The organism is uncultured Thomasclavelia sp. (assembly GCF_944324745.1).
Lineage (GTDB): Bacteria > Bacillota_I > Bacilli_A > Erysipelotrichales > Coprobacillaceae > Thomasclavelia.
Map to the genome: position 1 here is coordinate 46,052 of NZ_CALUXO010000085.1, position 18,604 is coordinate 64,655.

Below are 18,604 nucleotides of genomic sequence, written 5' to 3' on the forward strand. Positions count from 1 at the left end.
TATTATAAATAAGAAAATTTTAAAAGATAAAGATTGTATACAAAACAATAAATTGTATACAATCACTATAATAAGTGCTATAATGTTTTTACCCACATTTTTAGGAGGTGTAGATATGAGTGAATTTATTGATAAATTCATTGAAAAGGCCAAAGATGGTCATAATCGAATTGATAATGAATTATATTTTAAATATGATGTAAAAAAGGGATTACGAAATGAAGATGGAACAGGTGTTTTAGTTGCCTTAACTAAAATTGCTGATGTTGTTGGGTATAAATGGGAAAATGGCAACAAAGTAGATTGTCGTGGTGAATTGTTTTATCGGGGAATTGCGGTATCAGATATCATTAACAAACGAGAGCCTCATCAAAGATTTTTGTTTGAAGAAACTTGTTTTTTAATTATATTTGGATACTTACCTAATAAAGAAGAATTGGCTAAATTTAAAGAAGAAATTTCTCAAAGATATGAATTACCACCACATTATCTCGAATCAAAAATATTAGGTTTTCCTTCCCAAAATTTAATGAATAAATTACAGCAGGAAGTTTTAATGCTCTATTCGTACGATGATGATCCTGATAATACGACTCCAGCGGAAACAATGTATAAAGGATTAAATCTAATAGCGAAGATTCCATCAATTGTCTGTTATGCTTATCGAAGCAAAGTGCATTATTTTGATAAACAGAGTCTCTATATTCATCAAATTAGACATGATTTGTCTATTGCTGAAAATATCTTATATTTATTACGTGACGATAAAAAGTTCACTCCAAAAGAAGCTGAAGTATTAGATATGTGTTTAGTGCTTCATGCTGATCATGGTGGTGGAAATAACTCAACATTTACTAATGTAGTTATCAGTTCAACTGGAACCGATATTTATTCAAGTTTTGCAGGAGCGATTGGCTCATTAAAAGGGCCACGACACGGTGGTGCTAATCTAGCGGTAATGAATCAGATGTCTCTAGTCATTGATGAAATTGGTTTAGATGCTAGTGATGAACAGATTGACATGATTATTGAAAGAATTTTAAATAAGGATTTTAATGATCAAAGTGGTTTAATTTATGGAATTGGTCATGCTGTCTATACTATTAGTGATCCACGTTGTGAAATTTTACGTAAACAATGTCAAGAATTAGCGATTGAAAAGGGAAGAACTGCCGAATTTGAATTCTATCATCGTTTTGAAAAAGCAGCAATTAAAGCAATTGAAACACATAAAAAGATTCATGTATGTGCTAATGTCGATTTTTATAGTGGATTAATTTATGATATGTTATCAATTCCAAGAGAGTTATATACCTTAATGTTTGTTGTTGGTAGAACAGTAGGATGGCTGGCTCATAATATTGAAAATAAATTATATGCTGATAAGATTATTCGTCCGGCAGCTAAATATGTTGGCGAAACTTATGAGTATGTTCCAATTAATAAGCGTTAAAAAAAGAAGCGAGCGCTTCTTTTTTTATTTAATCTATTTTATTTAATGTGACGAACCCAACCGTATTTATCTTCTAAACGACCCCATTGAATTCCTGTTAATGTGTCGTATAATTTTTGAGTTAAATCACCAGTTTTAAAATCATTAATTACTACTTCTTCACCTTTATAATAAAGTTGTCCAACAGGAGAAATTACTGCAGCTGTACCAGTACCAAATGCTTCAGTTAATGTACCTTTACGACCAGCTTCCATCAATTCATCAATACTTAATTCACGTTCTTCAACTGTATATCCCCAATCTTTTAAGATATGAATGATAGAATCACGAGTAACACCAGGTAATACTGATCCTTCAAGAGGTGCCGTAACAACTTTTCCATCAATTACGAACATAACGTTCATAGTACCAACTTCTTCAACATATTTACGATGAACACCATCTAACCAAAGAACTTGAGTATATCCATGAGATTCAGCTTTAACTTGAGCAGCAATACTTGCAGCGTAGTTACCACCACATTTAGTAAATCCAGTACCACCTTTTACTGCACGTACATATTCATCTTCAACCCAAATCTTAACTGGATTAACACCTTCAGGATAATAATTTCCTACTGGTGATAAAATAATTACAAATGTATATGTTTTTGCAGGATGAACTCCAACACCTGCTTCACTGGCAAACATAAATGGACGAATATATAATGAAGTATCTTTTGCAGTAGGAATCCAATCTTGTTCATATTTAACGATTGCTTCAACTGCTTCAACAAACATGTCTTCTGGTAATTCAGCCATACAAATACGTTTGTTTGAGTTGATCATTCTTCGTGCATTCATTTCTGGTCTAAATAGTGTAATATTACCATCAGGATCACGATATGCTTTTAACCCTTCAAATGTTTCTTGTGCATAGTGTAAAACCATTGTTGCAGGATCCATTGGAATAGGTGCATAAGGGACGATACGAGCATCATGCCATCCAACTCCTTCAGTATAATCCATCATAAACATATGATCGGTAAAATAGTTACCAAACCCTAGAGCATTTTGATCTGGTTTTTCTTTTAGAGTTTTTGCTCTTTCAATTTTAATTTCCATTATCTAATAACCCCCTTAGTTTATTCTAAGTATACTCTTATTTCCAATAGGTGACAAGATAGAATTTTGATAAATATGGTGCAAAACAATTAAAATAATGCAAAATAAAAATTTTTTATAGAAATAATTATCTTTATGTTGTCATTAGTAATAAAATTTTTTAAAATTGTAAAAAAGGAGTCTGATTTATGCTAAAAATATTAATTTGTTGTGGAGGCGGGTTTTCATCTAGTTATGTGACGGAAAGAATGAAAAAAGAGGTTATTGAAAAAAATTTACAAGATCAGGTAATGGTTGAATTTTATCCATTTGCAATCATCGATGAAATCAAAGATAACTTTGATATAATAATGTGCTGTCCACATTTAAAAATCTATGTTGAACAATATCTTAAAACCGCTGATATCCATATACCAATCTATTTGTTGCCACCTAAAATGTATGGATTAATGAGATTAGAAGAGATAATCTGCGATGGTCAAGATATTATAAATTTATATCAACTTAATCCAGCTAACCCAGTTTGTTTTCCTGGTGAAGAAAATCTCTTACGTATTAAACGAAGCCTAGCTTATCGTCATCATTACCATATTACTGGTAAAATCATTGAGCCTAAATTAAAATGAACCTCCATTATTTGAATAGCCAAATAATGGGGTTCACTTTTAAAAAGGCTCTTTTTCATTTATTATTTCCATTTGTAAGTTTTTCATAATATCAATAGCTTTTTGTTGTAACGACAAATCATTACTAGCTATTCCTTTAAAATCAATGATGATCTTGGCTTCTGGTAGAGCAGCTTTAATAATGATAGCATTTGATATGACACAAATATTAGAAACTACGCCAGTAATAGTTATTTCTTGATAATCTTTATCTTGTAAATAATTACCTAAGGCTAAAGAGCCAAAAGTTTCTTTTTTGATTTGATAATCATTTTTAGCCAAATCCTTTATTTTACCATATAACATCCAGCCCTCACTGTTTTCAATGCAATGAGTTATTGGTAAATTTTTACCTTCTTGACTATTTAAGTAATCAGTTTGGTGGGTATCAAGAGTAAAAATTACATCATCATTATTTTGATGATATTTTTCAATCAGATCAGCTAAATAATCTTCAATTGATAAAGCATCTTTAAATCCTAAACTTCCAGATACAAAATCATTTTGATAATCAACAACTACTAATAATTTTTTCATTTTAACCTCCTTAATTAATTTTAACATCCTAATATTTTAATGTAAATCTAAATAAGTTTAGAAATATGATGAAATGTCTGTCGTCAAAACTTAACTTTATTGATTTTAAGCTTTTTTAATAATATAATAAATATCAAAAGATAGAAAGGAAATTTATCATGGATAAGAACTTACAAAGTATTATTAAGATCAAACAAGATGAGATGATCAAAGCATTTGAACGTCACAATATGCAATTAACATTTGTCGATAATCTTGAACAATTGCATAATTATCTTGAAAGATATTTATGTAATCAAAAGACAGTCACTTTAGGTGGTTCTATGACATTGTTTGATACCGGGGTAATCGATCAGATTCACCAAAGTGATGTTGTTCTTTATGATCGTTATCAAGAAGGGCTAACTAGAGATCAAATGCAGGAGATATTTAGAAAAGCCTTTACCAGTGATTTATTTATTACTAGTACTAATGCTTTAACGACTGATGGATGTTTATATAATATTGATGGAAATGGAAATCGTGTAGCTGCAATGATTTATGGACCAAAAGAAGTAATCGTAATTGCGGGTAAAAATAAGGTATTTGAAAATGAAGCTGAAGCTATTAATCATATTAGAAAAGTTAGCGCTCCAGCTAATGCAGTCAGACTGAATAAGAAGACACCATGCACCAAAAAAGGAGAATGCATGGATTGTTTGTCACCTGATAGAATCTGTAGCAGTTATGTAAAACTTGGATATCAAGGAAATGTCGGAAGAATCAAGATCGTAATTGTTGATCAGGATTTAGGATATTAAGATGAATACAGGTATTTTATTTCCCTTATCTAGTTTTCCATCTAATCATGGAGTAGGGGATTTAGGTCAAACTACATATAATATTATAGATTCTTTGGTTTCTAGTGGTGCAAATTATTTACAAATACTGCCATTTCATCCATCGACTCAAGCTAATTCGCCATATCGGGCTGTTAGTACTTACGCTGGTGATGAGATATACATTAATTTAGATTTTTTAGTTTCCAATGGGCTATTGGAATCAGTACCGAAGTTTCATCAAGAAAGTAAAAAAGTACCCTATGATGAAGTACGGAAATTTAAACGAGAATATTTGAAAAAAGCTTATCGTAATTTTAAACCAGATAGCAATTATCATCAATTTTTAAAAGAATGTTCATGGGTATTTGATTATGCTATTTTTTCGACATTTGCCTACATAAATGATACTTATGATTGGGCAAGCTGGCCAGAAGAATATAAAAATTACCCTCAAAGTCATCGAGTGAATTTGACTAAATATACTGATCAAATCGGTTATTATCAATTTGTCCAATTTATTTTTTATCAACAATGGTTCAAGCTAAAAGCTTATGCTAATGAAAAGGGCATTAAAATCATTGGAGATATGCCTTTTTATGTTGACCATGGCTCAGTTGAAGTCTGGCTAGATAATAAATCCTTTTTATTAGATGAAGAAGGCTATCCAACCAGTATTGCGGGAGTACCACCTGATTATTTTAGCCCTACTGGTCAATACTGGGGCAATCCTTTATATGATTGGGATTATATGGAAACCCATCAATTTAGATTCTGGATTGAACGAATTGGTTGGGCAAGTAAAATATTTGATATTACTAGAATCGACCATTTTAGGGCTTTTGACTCTTATTGGAAAATCCCGGCAACAGCTGAAACTGCCATTGAAGGTCACTGGTGTTATGCACCTGGTTATGCCTTGTTTGATACGATTTATGACTCATTAGGACAAATAGAATTAGTTGCTGAAGATCTCGGTTATCTTCGTCCTGAAGTTATCGAATTAAAAGATCATTATCATCTAAAGGGGATGAAAGTTTTCCAATTTATGCTTGATGATGGTTATGATGATTTAGATAATTCATATTTTTATTCAGGAACTCATGATAATGAAACTATTTTGGGTTGGGTTAAAGGTTTAAATGAAGAAAATTATACTAAACTTTTAGAAATAGTTGGTGATAGCTTACCAGCTAATCGAGCTGTTTTAAAATATTGTCTGCATTCAACGGCTAGTGATGTCATTATTCCAATTTGGGATTTATTAGAAGTTGATAATGACGAAAGATTCAATATACCAGGTACTGTTAACGATACAAATTGGGCTTATCGTGTAAGTGATATTGAACTCGTAAATAAAGGTTTGGCTTTATTTACGGAATTAAAAAACAAATAAGGAGGTTTAGAAAATGAGTTATCAAAAAATTGATCTTAGTGAAATAAAAATTAATCCATTTGAAATGATTGGTAAAGATTGGTTATTGATATCAGCAAAAAATGGTGATCAGGTTAATACGATGACTGCTTCATGGGGTGGCGTTGGTGTTATTTGGAACAAAAATGTGGTTACAGTTTACATCAGACCTCAAAGATATACCCGTGAATTTATTGATAATTCTGATTATTTCACTATTACCTGTTTTAAAGGATATAAAAAAGAGCTGGGTCTTTTAGGATCAAAATCAGGCCGTGATGGGGATAAAATTGCTGAGGCTGGTTTTGAAGTAGAATATGTTGCTGATCAGCCAACTTTTAAACAAGGTACGATGTGTTTTATTTGTAAAAAATTATATCGTGGAAAGATTGAACCTGATGCATTTATCGATTCAAAGCTTGATAAGCAGAATTACCCACAACATGACTATCATTATTTATATATTGGTGAGATTGTTGAAGCATATCAAAACACATAAGATTAATAGTAAATTTAAACTCCTTTAGTATTATTAACTAGAGGAGTTTTTACTTAAATAAAAAAACGAAGAGATTAAAAGAATCACTCCGTTTATAAAACTTGAATAACAATTACTTTTGATTTTTTATTTGACTTTGTTTATATTTATCATAAATAATTTTCAAACCTTTAAAAGTTAGATCTGGATCATAAACATCAATTAAATCAGTTTCATTAAAGATAATTCGACCTAAACCACCAGTAGAAATAACTTTTAAATTATCACCATATTCATCTTTTAAAGCACAGATAATGTTTTCAGTTAATCCAATATAACCATAAACAATACCAGCCTGCATACTTGTAACTGTATTTTTACCAATAATACTTTTTGGTTTTTTTATTTCAATTTCCGGTAATTTGGCAGCTTGACTAGATAAAGCATTAATACTAATACCAATTCCAGGGGCAGTGGCTCCCCCAATAAAATCACCTTGATCATTAATGATATCAAAAGTAGTTGCAGTTCCAAAATCAATGACTAAACAAGGGCCACCATGAATATAATAAGCCCCAGCAGCATCAACAAGACGATCGGCTCCTAGTTCTTTAGGATTATCAATTTTGATTCTAATTCCAGTCTTAATTCCTGGTCCGACAATAATTGGTTCTTTGTGAAAATATTTTTTGATTGAATTATTAAAAGAGTACATAATTTTAGGAACTACTGATGCAATGATAACATCTTCTATTTGTTCTAATTGAATATTAGAAGCGTTTAAAAAGCTTAATAACATAAAGCCATATTCATCGGAAGTTCGTTCTGTTTTGGTAGTTAAACGATAGTTACCAACTATTTGATTATCATCACAAAGTCCCATAGTAATGTTGGTATTACCGATATCAATTACTACTAGCATTTTTATCCTCCTGTATTTTGATTAATTTTGTTAAGATGGTTTTAGCAACATCATCTTTAGACATCAATTCCAATTCTTCAATTTGGTCAGCACTTATCAAAGTAACTTTATTAGTATCCTTTTTAAAACCAGCACCTTGGTCAGTTAAATTATTGGCAACTAGCAAGTCACAATTTTTCTTAATGAACTTTTCTTTAGCATGTTTGATCAATTCTTCAGTTTCCATTGCAAATCCACAAACTATCTGATGAGTTTTATTAGCTCCTAGAAAAGCTAAAATATCATCATTTTTAATCATTTCAATAACTAAAGATTCTTCTTTTTTCTTAATTTTATTTTCAGCAACTTCTTTAGCTCGATAATCACCAACAGCTGCTGCTTTAATAATATAATCTTGTTTTTGATAATTTTCCTTAACTTTTTCAAACATATCATGAGCTGAAATAATATCAATTTTATTAATTCCATAAGCTGCTTTTAAGTTTGTGGGACCACTAATAAGCGTAACTTTAGCTCCTAACAAGAAAGCCTGTTTTGCGATTGCATATCCCATTTTACCACTAGAATGATTAGTAATAAATCTAACAGGATCGATGGCTTCTTGAGTTGGGCCAGCAGTTACTAAAACACGTTTGTTTTTCAGTGGTTTAGCGCTTAAACAATATTCAATCATGGTAATAATATCATCCAAATCGGCTAATTTGCCACGCCCAAGATCTCCACAGGCTAGTAAACCGTAACCTGGTTCAACAAATTTGATACCATAAGTTTTACAACGTTCAATATTGCGTTGCGTTGCGAGATTATCATACATATTAACATTCATTGCTGGAGCAATTAGTTTAGGACAGGTTGCAGCAATAAATGTCGATGTCAAAACATCATCACAAATTCCATTAGCAATTTTTCCAATAATATTTGCTGTTGCTGGTACCACTACAAATAAATCAGCCTGTTTTGCTAATTTAATATGTTTAATTTGATATCCTTCGTCATCAAAGTCATAAATTAAAACCGGCTTACTTACTAAAGCTCCAAGAGTTAGGGGGCTAATGAACTTAGTGGCATTTTCAGTCATAATGATTTCAACATTATAGTTCATTTTTTTTAATGTCCGCACGAGATCGCACGCCTTATAAGCAGCAATGCTGCCACTTACTCCAACAATAATTGTTTTCATTTTAATATCCTTTCTTAGTATATTTTAACAATGGCTGGCAGACAATAAAAGCAATAATCGTGCCAACAATTGCTTCGATAATTCCATTTGTTGAAATAATACCAATTAAATATGTTAATAAAAGATTGAAATCTTGATTAATAGCTGTAGCATAGCTTTGACCAAAAATAAAATAGATACCAGCTAAGACTAAAATAGTATTAACTAATGATCCGGCAATTCCAGCTAAAATAATTCCAATATTATCATTTAATTGGCCTTTTTGAAATTGTTCAAAAATAATTCCAGCAATATAACCGATAAGTACTCGAGGAACGATGGCAATTAGGGCACTTAGTAAATTACCACTGATAAATGGTGAAAAAACAAATGAGGTAATTGTTGGATTAATAGTATTATAAAAAAGACTTGATAATCCAAAAACTAGACCAATTAAAGCTCCACCTTTTTTTCCTAAGGTCACTCCGGCGATAATAACTGGAATGTGTAATGTTGTTGCACGCAATGGGCCAATAGGAATATAGCCTAAAAAGGGAATAAAGACTAATAACATTTCGATGGCAATAAACATCGCATACAAAACTAAATTCTTTATTTTTCTATTTTTCATGTAACCTCCACTACCGTTCGTTTAGATACGGTGTTAATATAGAATCTGTTCTATCTATGTCAAATAATTAGTGTCTTGTCACTATTAAGTCTCTAGATAAGAACAAAGATATTATATTACTATTTACTAAAGAATTCAATTAAATAACCAGCTATATCAGTAAATATCTAGTTAAATTAAATTGCCTCTAACTCATAGTTGGTGTTAAAATAAAAGCAGGAGGTTTGATAAAATGAATAAAGTTGCAGTCTTATTTCATGATGGATTTGAAGAATTAGAAGCATTAAGTACAGTTGATGTAATGCGTCGAGCTAATGTTGAATGTACCATGGTTGGCATGGCTAAAGATGTAGTTACTAGTGCTCATCAAATTAAAATAACTATGGATCAAGTATATGACCATGATCTTGATGACTATGATATGATCGTTATTCCTGGTGGTTTGCCTGGAGCAACTAATCTTCGCGATGATCCAAACGTCATTGAATTAGTTAAAAAATTTAATCAGGAAAATAAAATTATTGGTGCTATTTGCGCTGGACCAATTGTATTAGAAAAAGCCGGTGTTATTTCTGGTAAAACTGTAACCTGTTATCCAGGTTTTGAACAACAATTGACAAGTGCCAATTATCAAGAAGCACTAGTTCAAGTTGATGGGAATATTGTTACTGGTAAAGGACCAGCAGCAGCTTTGGCATTTGCATATACGTTATTACAAGAATTAGGATATGATAATAGTGAAATTAGAGATGGTATGCAATATAGCTATCTAGAAAAAAATATTTAACTTTATCTCTTTTCATTAATTAGAATTTAGAGTATAATATCGTTTGCAAGGAATGATAATTATAATGGCTAAATTTAAAATGAAATCTTTGCAAAAAAGTGTGAGCTAGCTCACACTTTTTTCTATTTTGGCAAGATCAAATAAAATTACTCCAATAACAAACAGTTCAATAATTGTATTTATATTTCCAAACATTACTATAAACATCATAATGACGAATAACTGCCAGAAAAATAATGAGATCATTGTTTGAAATAATTGAAAATCAAAATAGTATATCTTTTTGATCAAAAAATAAATTATCAATAATAAACTAATGATAGCAGTTAGAGATAGTAAAACATGTAGATAGGAACTGATATTATTACTTTCAGGATAATATGGAAGATATGATCCAATTAACATCGATAAAAAACTAAAACCAGTAAGTAATTTGATTTGATAGATATTGAAATTTATTTTCTTAAATAACTTAGTAACTTTAAATAATAGAAAAAAAGAAAGAATAGTAATCCAAATTAAATAATAAATTCGCAAATTTTCCTGGTATGAAAGATACGTAAAATTATTATAGGTCCAGGATGTTTTCAATGATAATAATATTGTTATTAAAAAGATAATTAAATACATCGACTGCCTCCACCATCATTTATTAACTTTAATTATTTTAACATAACTTTTTAATTTATTAGTAGATAATTATTTATGAAAATGATGATAAAAAAAGAAAAGTTTAATTTATAGGTTTAAATGATATTAAGGAGGTGTTTTTATGCGATTAAAACTAACCAAGATGCAAACACATTTAAACGATGAAAGGAGACTCGAAAATAAAACTAATATCAGTGCACGAATGAAATTAAATTATTGTCGTTTATCTAGGCAAAAAATGGAACTTAATTTATTAGTAATTGCTGAAGATGATTTTTTTCAAGAACTATTCAATGTTGAACTGACTTATTTATTAGAAGAAACAGCGTTGAATGACGAAAAAACTGTTATTGCTCAGGCAGTAACCCAGCTGGAGCCACGAATTGAATTAATACTATCAATGTTGACTGAGGAAATGGGTTTTGAATTACTAAGTTGATGGATTTCCATCAACTTAGTAACAAACTAAGATAATTATCATATTTTATACTATAGAGGTGGAATATGATAGTTTATATTTATGGAAACGATAGTCGGGTGCAGTGTTTAAAGACTATCTTCAAAAATGATGGGTATCAAATCATCGATGATATCCAGCAAGTTTCAAATTGTGATATCGTGTATTTAGGTAAAGATGGTCAAGGTTTTGAAGGCTGTGATTTTAAAAGAGGAGCTATAGTTTTAACATTGTTGAAAAATCAGCGACTTAATTATTTAAGTAATTTAAAAGAATTCACGTATGATTACTTGTATCGAGATGAAAAATTTGTTTGCCAAAATACTTTAATTTGTGATGAAGCGTTGATAGCTTATATGATCATTGATAATAATATTTCGCTGGCAAATTCAAAAATATTAATTTTAGGCTATGGTCATTGTGGTAAAGACTTAGCTGGAAAATTAAGTAGTTTTGATGCTAAGATTACTATTGCCAATCGCGATAATCATCATTATGATGAAGTTATTAAAGAGGGGTATAGTTATCAAAGCTTAAAGCATTTAAATTTAAAAGGATATGATTTTATCATCAATACTATTCCATATCCTGTTTTAACAAGAAAAATCTTAACAACCAAAAATCCTTCTTGTCAAATTTATGATCTAGCATCTAAACCTTATGGTGTAAAAAAGATAGACCGGGATACTAATTATCATCTATTAACTAAGTTACCAACAAAATATGCTTATTTAAGTAGTGGCAAGATTTTATATGATGTAATTAAAAGGATGGTAAATAGTTATGCTGGAAAATAAGAAAATTGGAATTGGAATCACCGGTTCATTTTGTACTTTAAAAAAGACCTTATCAGTTATTGAAACATTGGCAAAATTAAATTGTGAATTATACATTTTTATTTCAGAAAAAATAGAAACATGTAATACTCGGTTTAATCAGGCTGATGAGCTGATTGAACGATTAGAACAACTTTCTAAACGACCAGTGATAAATAATGTAGTTAATAGTGAAATTTTTGGGCCAAAAATTCCTTTAGATATAATGCTGGTGATGCCTTGTAGTTCTAATACCTTAGCTAAATTGGCAACCGGAATCAATGATAATGCTGTAACAATGGCTTGTAAATCAACTTTAAGGAATAATCATAATGTTGTTTTGGCAATTTCAACAAATGATGCTTTAAGTAATTCAGGAAAAAATATTATGCAAATGCTAAATACTAAGAATTTTTATTTAGTACCGTTATACCAAGATGATTGTATCAAAAAACCAAACAGTATGATTTTTGATGAAACCTTAGTTATTCAAACCCTGATCAATGCTTTAAATCATAAGCAAATTCAACCCGTCTTTGAAGGGACAAAAAATGATTGAGGTCTTAAAATTTGGTGAAACTGCACTGCAAAATGACCTGACTATTGCTAAAGTAATTGAAATTATTAAAAAACATCAAGAAAATAAATTGATTGTCGTTGTCAGTGCTATGAAAAATGGTCCTTATGCTACTAAAACATTAAGTACTTTAGCTAATAACCTGACAATCGATGAGGCTAGTCGTATTGTTAGCTGTGGTGAAACTATCAGCAGTGTTATTTTGTCAAGCAGATTAAAAAATGCTAATTTAAAAGCAATCTCACTTTCTTGTCACCAAATTGGATTAAAAACAAGGAAAAAGCGATTAGTAGCAATTAATCAAGCACGTATAAAAAAACTATTTGAAACATATGATATTTTGATAATTCCAGGTTTTCAGGGAATTAATGAACAAGGGGAGATAAGAATCCTGGATCCAGGTGATAGTGATTATACTGCTATCTATTTAGCTAAACGCTTAAAACTAGACCGGGTCTATCTATACAGTGAAGCTGGGGGTATTTATACTGGTGATCCAGAATTTATTGATCATCCTAAATTATTGTCGCATATCAATTATTTTCAAGTTTTAGATCTTGTTAAGTACCAATCAGGAATCATCGCATTTAAAGCATTAGCTGAAGCTAATAGAATTGATCAGTTTAAAATTATGCTTCGTAGTTATAGTAATGAAAAAATTGGTACTTTAATCAACCATGATGATCTTAATGTTAGAACGATGGCAATCGATTTTGACTATCATCTAATTAGATTTGAAACGGTGATTGATAATCAAGATCGAAAGTATTTTCATGATCATTTTGGAAAAGATTATTTTATAAAAAAAGAGAATCTTTCAAAATTAAAGACTCCATATTTGATAATGGGAAATTATACTAAAATTCATTTTGTCGGCTGTGGGTTGAACAAAGATGAAATTTATCGTAATTTTCTCGACCGTTTTGCCATTGTTTCTCAAAACGAAACTGCCAGTTATTACATTAATGAAAGGACCCAGCATCAAGACATCAATTTATTACATGATATCATTGTAAGGAGCGATTAAAATTAAAATATTCACCAATTTAGTTACAATATTTAAAGAAGATGACAGCATTGATTACCAACAAACCAAAGCCTTAGTTACCAGATTACAAAAACAAGGATGTCGTTACTTTATCATTGGAAGTTTTACTGGTGAAGGATATAGTTTGAATTTCAATGAAACTAAACACTTGCTTAGATATTTATGTTTTCATTTCCCTAATCTGTCTTTTTATCTGGAAATTGATTTAGTCTATACTAAAAGTATTATTAGAATTATGGCAAATATGGATTTTATCACTGGTTTTATTATTAATTTGCCCAAAATCATTCATTTTAATGCAGATCAATTGTCATTACATCTAAGTTTAATCAAAGCAGCAACTAATAAACAAATAATAGTATTTGATAATACTGACTTTTCTAATTTTGATGAATTAATCAAACCATTATCAATAAATGGTTTGATTATATCCGATAAAAATAAACTCAATAATTATAATAAAAATGCACAATTAAATATTTATTGTTTAGAAGCACTGTATTTTAATGAATTTCCAGCCGTAGCTGGAATAATCAGTGATGTTGCTAATATTGATTATCAGATAGTTGTCCAAACTTTAAAAAATTCTAAGAAGCAGTTAAAATTCTATCACACTTTGTTGCATCTTTTAAATCAGACTAGTCTTAGTACTTCAATAAAATATTGTTTAAAGCAACAGCAAGGATTTTCAAACCAGACCAGGTTGCCGCTTACTAAAATTGACAACAAGCTTGAAAATAAATTAAATCAGGTGCTGGAAAAAACCAAATAAACACTTATTTTGATAAAAAAATTAAAGTAGTTAATAATATAGAAGATAAATTAATTTAATTTTAAGAATTTTTTTGATACAATTATGTTAGATATATTAGTCAACTGGTCGTAAATATGATAATATATAAAAACATGACGCAAGATATATGAAATACTTATAATAATATAATAATATGGAGGTACAAATGAAGAAAGAAGTAGTAAGGATTTTACCGCTTGGTGGTCAAGCGGAAATGGGAAAAAGCATGTATTGTATTGAAATCGATGAAAAAATCTTTATCATTGATGCTGGTTTTCGTTTTCCAGAAGTTAGTAAATTAGGTGTTGATATCATAATTCCTAGTTTCGATTATTTAAAAGAAAATGCTGAAAGAATCGTAGCGATAATTATTACCCATGGTCATGATGACGTTATGGGGGCATTGCCTTATTTATTAGAAGCAGTAAATGTGCCAATTTATGCTCCGGCTTTAACGGCAGATTTAATGGAACAGATGCTAAAACGGTACAAAAAACACAATAATCCTAATTTGAATTATGAGATAAATCGAGTAAAACGTAATGATTCAATCAATATTGCAAATACACCAGTGGAATTTTTCCCTCTAACTCATTCTATTCCTGGTAGTGTTGGAATCGCAATCTGGTCATCAAGCGGTTATATTGTTTATAGTGGCGAATTTATCATTGATTTTGGAGCTCCTGAGGGATTCCGTTGTGATATTCAAAAGATGATGGAAATTGGAAAAAAAGGAGTTTTAGCGTTATTATGTGAATCATCATATTCGATGAATTCAGGGTATACCTCACCACGGCATAAATTGACCGATAAAATTGATCATATATTCGAAGATAGTGAAGGACGAATTATTATTTCCAGTTATGCTCAAAATATTTTTAGAACCAAAGAAATCGTTGAGCTAACTAAAAAATATAATCGAAAAATTGTTTTCTATGGTCGAGATAAATATGATAGCACTAATAGTATTGTTCGTATCGGACAACAGCTAAAAAAAGCCGTTATTCAAATTCCTAAAGATATAATTGCTTTTTCAACTGATATTGGAAAAAAGGGGATTGATGATAATTTAGTTATTTTACTAAGTGGTACACCTCAAAGAATCTATCATGACATTTTAGATATTATTGATGGTGGCGATGAATACTTAAAATTAAATGAAAATGATACTTTCATTGTGGCTTCACCAGTAATTCCAGGAACTGAAAAGATTGCCAATAAAGCCATTAATGAACTATATAAAACCGATTCTAATATTCATGTTTTAAAAAATAAAGAATTAAGTTCAATGCATGCTTCGCAAGAAGATATTAAAGTTATTATCCAGATTTTCAATCCAAAATATTTTGTTCCGATCAAAGGTGAATATCAGCACTTTATTTCTAACCTTGATATAGCTCAAAGTATGTCAATTCCAGCTGAAAATGTTGGTATTATTGATAATGGTGAGATATTGACATTTATTGACGGTAAATTACAAGATTATCGTGATACAATTGAAGTTGAAGATGTTATGATTGATGGTAGTGGGGTTGGAGATGTCGGAGACAAAGTTATTGATGATCGAATTCAGCTATCAAATGATGGTGTGGTCGTTATTGGGGTAACTGTTGATGATCAAACAAAAGATATCATTGCGACTACTGATGTTCAAACTCGTGGTTTTGTATATTTAAGAGATTCTGAATATATTATCAAAGGCATCATTGAAATTGCTGAAAAATGTGTTGAAGATATGAAAAAAAATTCTAAATTAGAAGCAGTAGAAGTCCGTCAGACCATTAAAGATAAAGTCAATAAATATATTACGAAGGAAACAGGTAAAAAACCAGTTATTTTACCAATTATTATTGAAGTCTAAGCAAGTTTATCTTGCTTTTTCTTTTTCAAGATAATATCGTATGTTATAATAATAGAGCTAAGTTGGAGGTGTGAAAATAATTCATGGCAAAGACAAAACGTAAGAAAAAATCGAAACAAGAACAAATTAGTGAAGATTTAAAGATGCGGATCATAGCATTTGTTGGTTTGTTTATAATTGTTGTTAGCGCAATGCAGCTAGGACCAATAGGTCATCAACTAGATTATGTATGTACCTATCTAATTGGCAATTTTATTGGTATTGGCTATATCATGCTGATTAGTTTATGTATATATGTGATTGCTAAAGCTCATCTACCAAAAATGAATAGCCCTAGAGCAATCGGTTTATACTTAATTATTGGTGCACTATTAACATTAATGTCTTCATTTAATGATGATAATATTGTAGCTATTAAAGTTATTAACCAATATATCAGCCAAGCCCCTTGTAATCGTGGTGGTTTTATCGGAGCTTTGTTATATGGTATTTTAAGTGCCTTGTTTGATCGAATTGGTGCTATGATTGCTGCTGGATTTATTTTAATTATTGGTATTGTGTTACTTGGAAGTAAGTTTTACGTTGATTACATAAAAAATAATTCCAAGAAAGAAAAGAAAAAAGATTATTTTAGTCAAAATACTGGAGGAAAATTTGTTGATTTCTTTTCTAGAAGCAAAGAAAAAGATAAAGTTTTTTTTCCTGATGAAGTTTTTGATGAACAACAAACCAAAAAAGATAAAAAGCCTGAAAAAGAAAAAGTTACAGCTAAAATTCATCTAGAAGAAGATGACAGTATTCCTTCAACTGTTGAATTCAATGAAGATTCATTAACTTTAGAAATCAAAGACAAAAAACCTAAAATCCATGATAATCAAACTAAAAATAAACAGTCAGTCAATAAAAATTATCATTTACCGCCACTGACATTATTAAAAAATGTTCCTAGTAAAAAGGCTAATTCGAATCGTGATCACGCATTGACTAAAGCCAAGACATTAACCAATGTTCTTCATGAATTTGGGGTAAATACAACTATCAGTGATATTTTTATTGGGCCTTCGGTTACTAAATATGAATTAAAATTAGAAACTGGAACCCGAGTCAATAAAATCTTACAATTGCAAGATGATATAAAATTAGCATTGGCAGCTAAAGATATTCGAATCGAAGCGCCAATTCCTGGTAAAGCAGCCGTAGGTGTCGAAATCCCTAATAACGTGGCTACAACAGTTAGTTTTAAAGAAGTAATTAAAGATGTACCAGCTGAATATGAAAATGATAAATTATTAGTACCGTTAGGTAAAGATGTCAGTGGTAAAATTATTTATGCCCAATTAAATAAAATGCCACACTTATTAATTGCCGGTGCGACGGGAAGTGGAAAATCAGTTTGCGTCAATACGATTATTTGTTCAATTTTAATGCGAGTCCGACCTGATGAAGTTAAATTTATCTTGATTGATCCTAAAAAAGTTGAGTTAACTAACTATAATGGAATTCCTCATTTATTGGCGCCAGTAGTTACTGATCCAAAAAAAGCTGCCGGGGTTTTACAAGAAGTTGTTTCAGAAATGGAACGTCGCTATGATTTATTCGCAAAGGCTAATGTTCGTAATATTGAAACTTATAATAATTATGTCAATAAGTCTAATCAAACACTATCAGATGATAAACAGCTTTCACTTTTACCATATCATGTAGTTATATTAGATGAAGTTGCTGATTTGATGATGGTTGCTAGTAAACAGGTAGAAGATTGTATTATGCGAATTGCCCAAATGGCCCGAGCTGCTGGAATTCATTTAATTGTGGCGACACAAAGACCATCAACAGACATTATTACTGGTGTAATTAAAGCTAATATTCCATCTCGTATTGCTTTTGCTGTATCATCTGGTGTTGATTCGCGAACGATTCTAGATGCATCTGGTGCTGAAAAATTATTAGGTAAAGGAGATATGCTTTATTCACCAATGGGCGCCAGTTCGCCAATTCGAGTTCAGGGAGCTTTTGTCTCTGATGAAGAAGTCAGTGCAATTGTTGAATATGTCAGCAAGCAACAGGAAGCAACATATGACGATAAATATATCAATGCTAAGTTAACTACCAGCACTGTTACATCTTCTAAGGAACAAGAAGAGGATGAAGAATATGAAATGTGTCGCAGTTTTGTTATCAGTGTTCAAAAGGCCAGTACTTCATTATTACAACGACAATTTCGAATTGGATATAATAAAGCTGCTCGAATTATTGACCAGCTGGAGGCTGATGGGGTCATTGGACCTCAGATTGGTTCCAAACCTCGAGAAGTTTATATTCGCGGCTATGAAGAAGAAGACATTTGACGATGTCTTTTTTTCTGACAAATTATTCTTTGAAAACAGATTTATCGTTTCGGTTTTATTTTTTATGATTTCGTGTATAATATATAC

At 30.6% G+C, this 18,604-nt stretch carries 19 protein-coding genes; 13 read left to right on the forward strand and 6 right to left on the reverse strand.

The features are described 5' to 3' along the window. Positions 1 to 115: 115 nt before the first annotated feature. The gene (locus Q0K54_RS12030) at positions 116 to 1,453 is read left to right on the forward strand and encodes a citrate synthase (protein WP_294581564.1); all 1,338 of its coding nucleotides are present in this window, start codon (positions 116 to 118) and stop codon (positions 1,451 to 1,453) included. Positions 1,454 to 1,491: 38 nt separating this feature from the next. Here the strand turns inward: Q0K54_RS12030 and Q0K54_RS12035 are convergent, their stop codons facing one another. Then, positions 1,492 to 2,556 carry a branched-chain amino acid aminotransferase gene (locus Q0K54_RS12035; protein WP_294581565.1) on the reverse strand — a complete coding sequence of 355 codons (1,065 nt, stop codon included), beginning with the start codon at positions 2,554 to 2,556 and terminating at the stop codon, positions 1,492 to 1,494. A 188-nt stretch (positions 2,557 to 2,744) separates the two neighbouring features. On the opposite strand from Q0K54_RS12035, the gene Q0K54_RS12040 reads away from it, so the two are divergent. Further along, a complete protein-coding gene (locus tag Q0K54_RS12040) occupies positions 2,745 to 3,182 on the forward strand; it encodes a PTS sugar transporter subunit IIB (protein WP_294581567.1) in 438 nt (145 codons plus the stop codon). 39 nt (positions 3,183 to 3,221) lie between these two features. Here the strand turns inward: Q0K54_RS12040 and Q0K54_RS12045 are convergent, their stop codons facing one another. After that, positions 3,222 to 3,758, reverse strand: a complete 537-nt coding sequence (locus Q0K54_RS12045) for a cysteine hydrolase family protein (protein WP_294581568.1) — start codon at positions 3,756 to 3,758, stop codon at positions 3,222 to 3,224. 158 nt (positions 3,759 to 3,916) lie between these two features. Between Q0K54_RS12045 and Q0K54_RS12050 the strand changes: the two genes are divergently transcribed. From Q0K54_RS12050 to Q0K54_RS12060, 3 genes are read left to right on the forward strand one after another with little or no spacing between them, the layout of a single operon-like run. After that, positions 3,917 to 4,558 (forward strand): lactate utilization protein, encoded by a 642-nt coding sequence (locus tag Q0K54_RS12050; RefSeq protein WP_294581569.1) that lies wholly within the window; start codon positions 3,917 to 3,919, stop codon positions 4,556 to 4,558. 1 nt (position 4,559) lies between these two features. Continuing rightward, entirely contained in the window at positions 4,560 to 5,972 is a 1,413-nt protein-coding gene (malQ, locus tag Q0K54_RS12055; RefSeq protein ID WP_294581570.1) for a 4-alpha-glucanotransferase, read from the forward strand. Between the two features lie 13 nt (positions 5,973 to 5,985). Then, positions 5,986 to 6,489 carry a flavin reductase gene (locus Q0K54_RS12060; RefSeq protein WP_294581572.1) on the forward strand — a complete coding sequence of 168 codons (504 nt, stop codon included), beginning with the start codon at positions 5,986 to 5,988 and terminating at the stop codon, positions 6,487 to 6,489. A 112-nt stretch (positions 6,490 to 6,601) separates the two neighbouring features. On the opposite strand, the gene Q0K54_RS12065 is transcribed toward Q0K54_RS12060, so the two are convergent. From Q0K54_RS12065 to Q0K54_RS12075, 3 genes are read right to left on the reverse strand one after another with little or no spacing between them, the layout of a single operon-like run. Further along, positions 6,602 to 7,390 (reverse strand): type III pantothenate kinase, encoded by a 789-nt coding sequence (locus tag Q0K54_RS12065; RefSeq protein ID WP_294581573.1) that lies wholly within the window; start codon positions 7,388 to 7,390, stop codon positions 6,602 to 6,604. After that, a complete protein-coding gene (gene coaBC, locus Q0K54_RS12070) occupies positions 7,374 to 8,570 on the reverse strand; it encodes a bifunctional phosphopantothenoylcysteine decarboxylase/phosphopantothenate--cysteine ligase CoaBC (RefSeq protein WP_294581575.1) in 1,197 nt (398 codons plus the stop codon). Before coaBC ends, Q0K54_RS12065 begins: the two co-directional genes overlap by 17 nt. 1 nt (position 8,571) lies before the next feature. Further along, positions 8,572 to 9,180 (reverse strand): ECF transporter S component, encoded by a 609-nt coding sequence (locus Q0K54_RS12075; RefSeq protein ID WP_294581577.1) that lies wholly within the window; start codon positions 9,178 to 9,180, stop codon positions 8,572 to 8,574. A gap of 232 nt (positions 9,181 to 9,412) precedes the next feature. Here Q0K54_RS12075 and Q0K54_RS12080 point away from each other — a divergent pair, with 232 nt between their 5' ends. Beyond that, positions 9,413 to 9,967: a DJ-1 family glyoxalase III gene (locus Q0K54_RS12080; RefSeq protein WP_294581579.1), complete on the forward strand. Its 555-nt coding sequence runs from the start codon at positions 9,413 to 9,415 to the stop codon at positions 9,965 to 9,967. A gap of 105 nt (positions 9,968 to 10,072) precedes the next feature. Here the strand turns inward: Q0K54_RS12080 and Q0K54_RS12085 are convergent, their stop codons facing one another. After that, a complete protein-coding gene (locus tag Q0K54_RS12085) occupies positions 10,073 to 10,597 on the reverse strand; it encodes a hypothetical protein (protein ID WP_294581580.1) in 525 nt (174 codons plus the stop codon). 142 nt (positions 10,598 to 10,739) lie between these two features. On the opposite strand from Q0K54_RS12085, the gene Q0K54_RS12090 reads away from it, so the two are divergent. The 7 genes from Q0K54_RS12090 to Q0K54_RS12120 all read left to right on the forward strand — a co-directional run bounded on the left by Q0K54_RS12090 (position 10,740) and on the right by Q0K54_RS12120 (position 18,517). Then, positions 10,740 to 11,057 (forward strand): hypothetical protein, encoded by a 318-nt coding sequence (locus Q0K54_RS12090; protein WP_294581582.1) that lies wholly within the window; start codon positions 10,740 to 10,742, stop codon positions 11,055 to 11,057. Positions 11,058 to 11,122: 65 nt separating this feature from the next. Continuing rightward, entirely contained in the window at positions 11,123 to 11,872 is a 750-nt protein-coding gene (locus tag Q0K54_RS12095; protein ID WP_294581583.1) for an NAD(P)-dependent oxidoreductase, read from the forward strand. Then, positions 11,859 to 12,449: a dipicolinate synthase subunit B gene (locus tag Q0K54_RS12100; protein ID WP_294581586.1), complete on the forward strand. Its 591-nt coding sequence runs from the start codon at positions 11,859 to 11,861 to the stop codon at positions 12,447 to 12,449. Before Q0K54_RS12095 ends, Q0K54_RS12100 begins: the two co-directional genes overlap by 14 nt. Continuing rightward, positions 12,442 to 13,494 carry an aspartate kinase gene (locus tag Q0K54_RS12105; RefSeq protein WP_294581588.1) on the forward strand — a complete coding sequence of 351 codons (1,053 nt, stop codon included), beginning with the start codon at positions 12,442 to 12,444 and terminating at the stop codon, positions 13,492 to 13,494. The genes Q0K54_RS12100 and Q0K54_RS12105 overlap by 8 nt, the downstream gene beginning before the upstream one ends. Before the next feature lie 145 nt (positions 13,495 to 13,639). Then, a complete protein-coding gene (locus Q0K54_RS12110; RefSeq protein WP_294581589.1) occupies positions 13,640 to 14,287 on the forward strand; it encodes a hypothetical protein in 648 nt (215 codons plus the stop codon). A gap of 187 nt (positions 14,288 to 14,474) precedes the next feature. After that, positions 14,475 to 16,169: a ribonuclease J gene (locus tag Q0K54_RS12115; protein ID WP_294581590.1), complete on the forward strand. Its 1,695-nt coding sequence runs from the start codon at positions 14,475 to 14,477 to the stop codon at positions 16,167 to 16,169. An 83-nt stretch (positions 16,170 to 16,252) separates the two neighbouring features. After that, on the forward strand, positions 16,253 to 18,517 hold the full coding sequence (locus Q0K54_RS12120; RefSeq protein WP_294581591.1) for a DNA translocase FtsK: 2,265 nt from the start codon (positions 16,253 to 16,255) through the stop codon (positions 18,515 to 18,517). Positions 18,518 to 18,604: the final 87 nt, after the last annotated feature.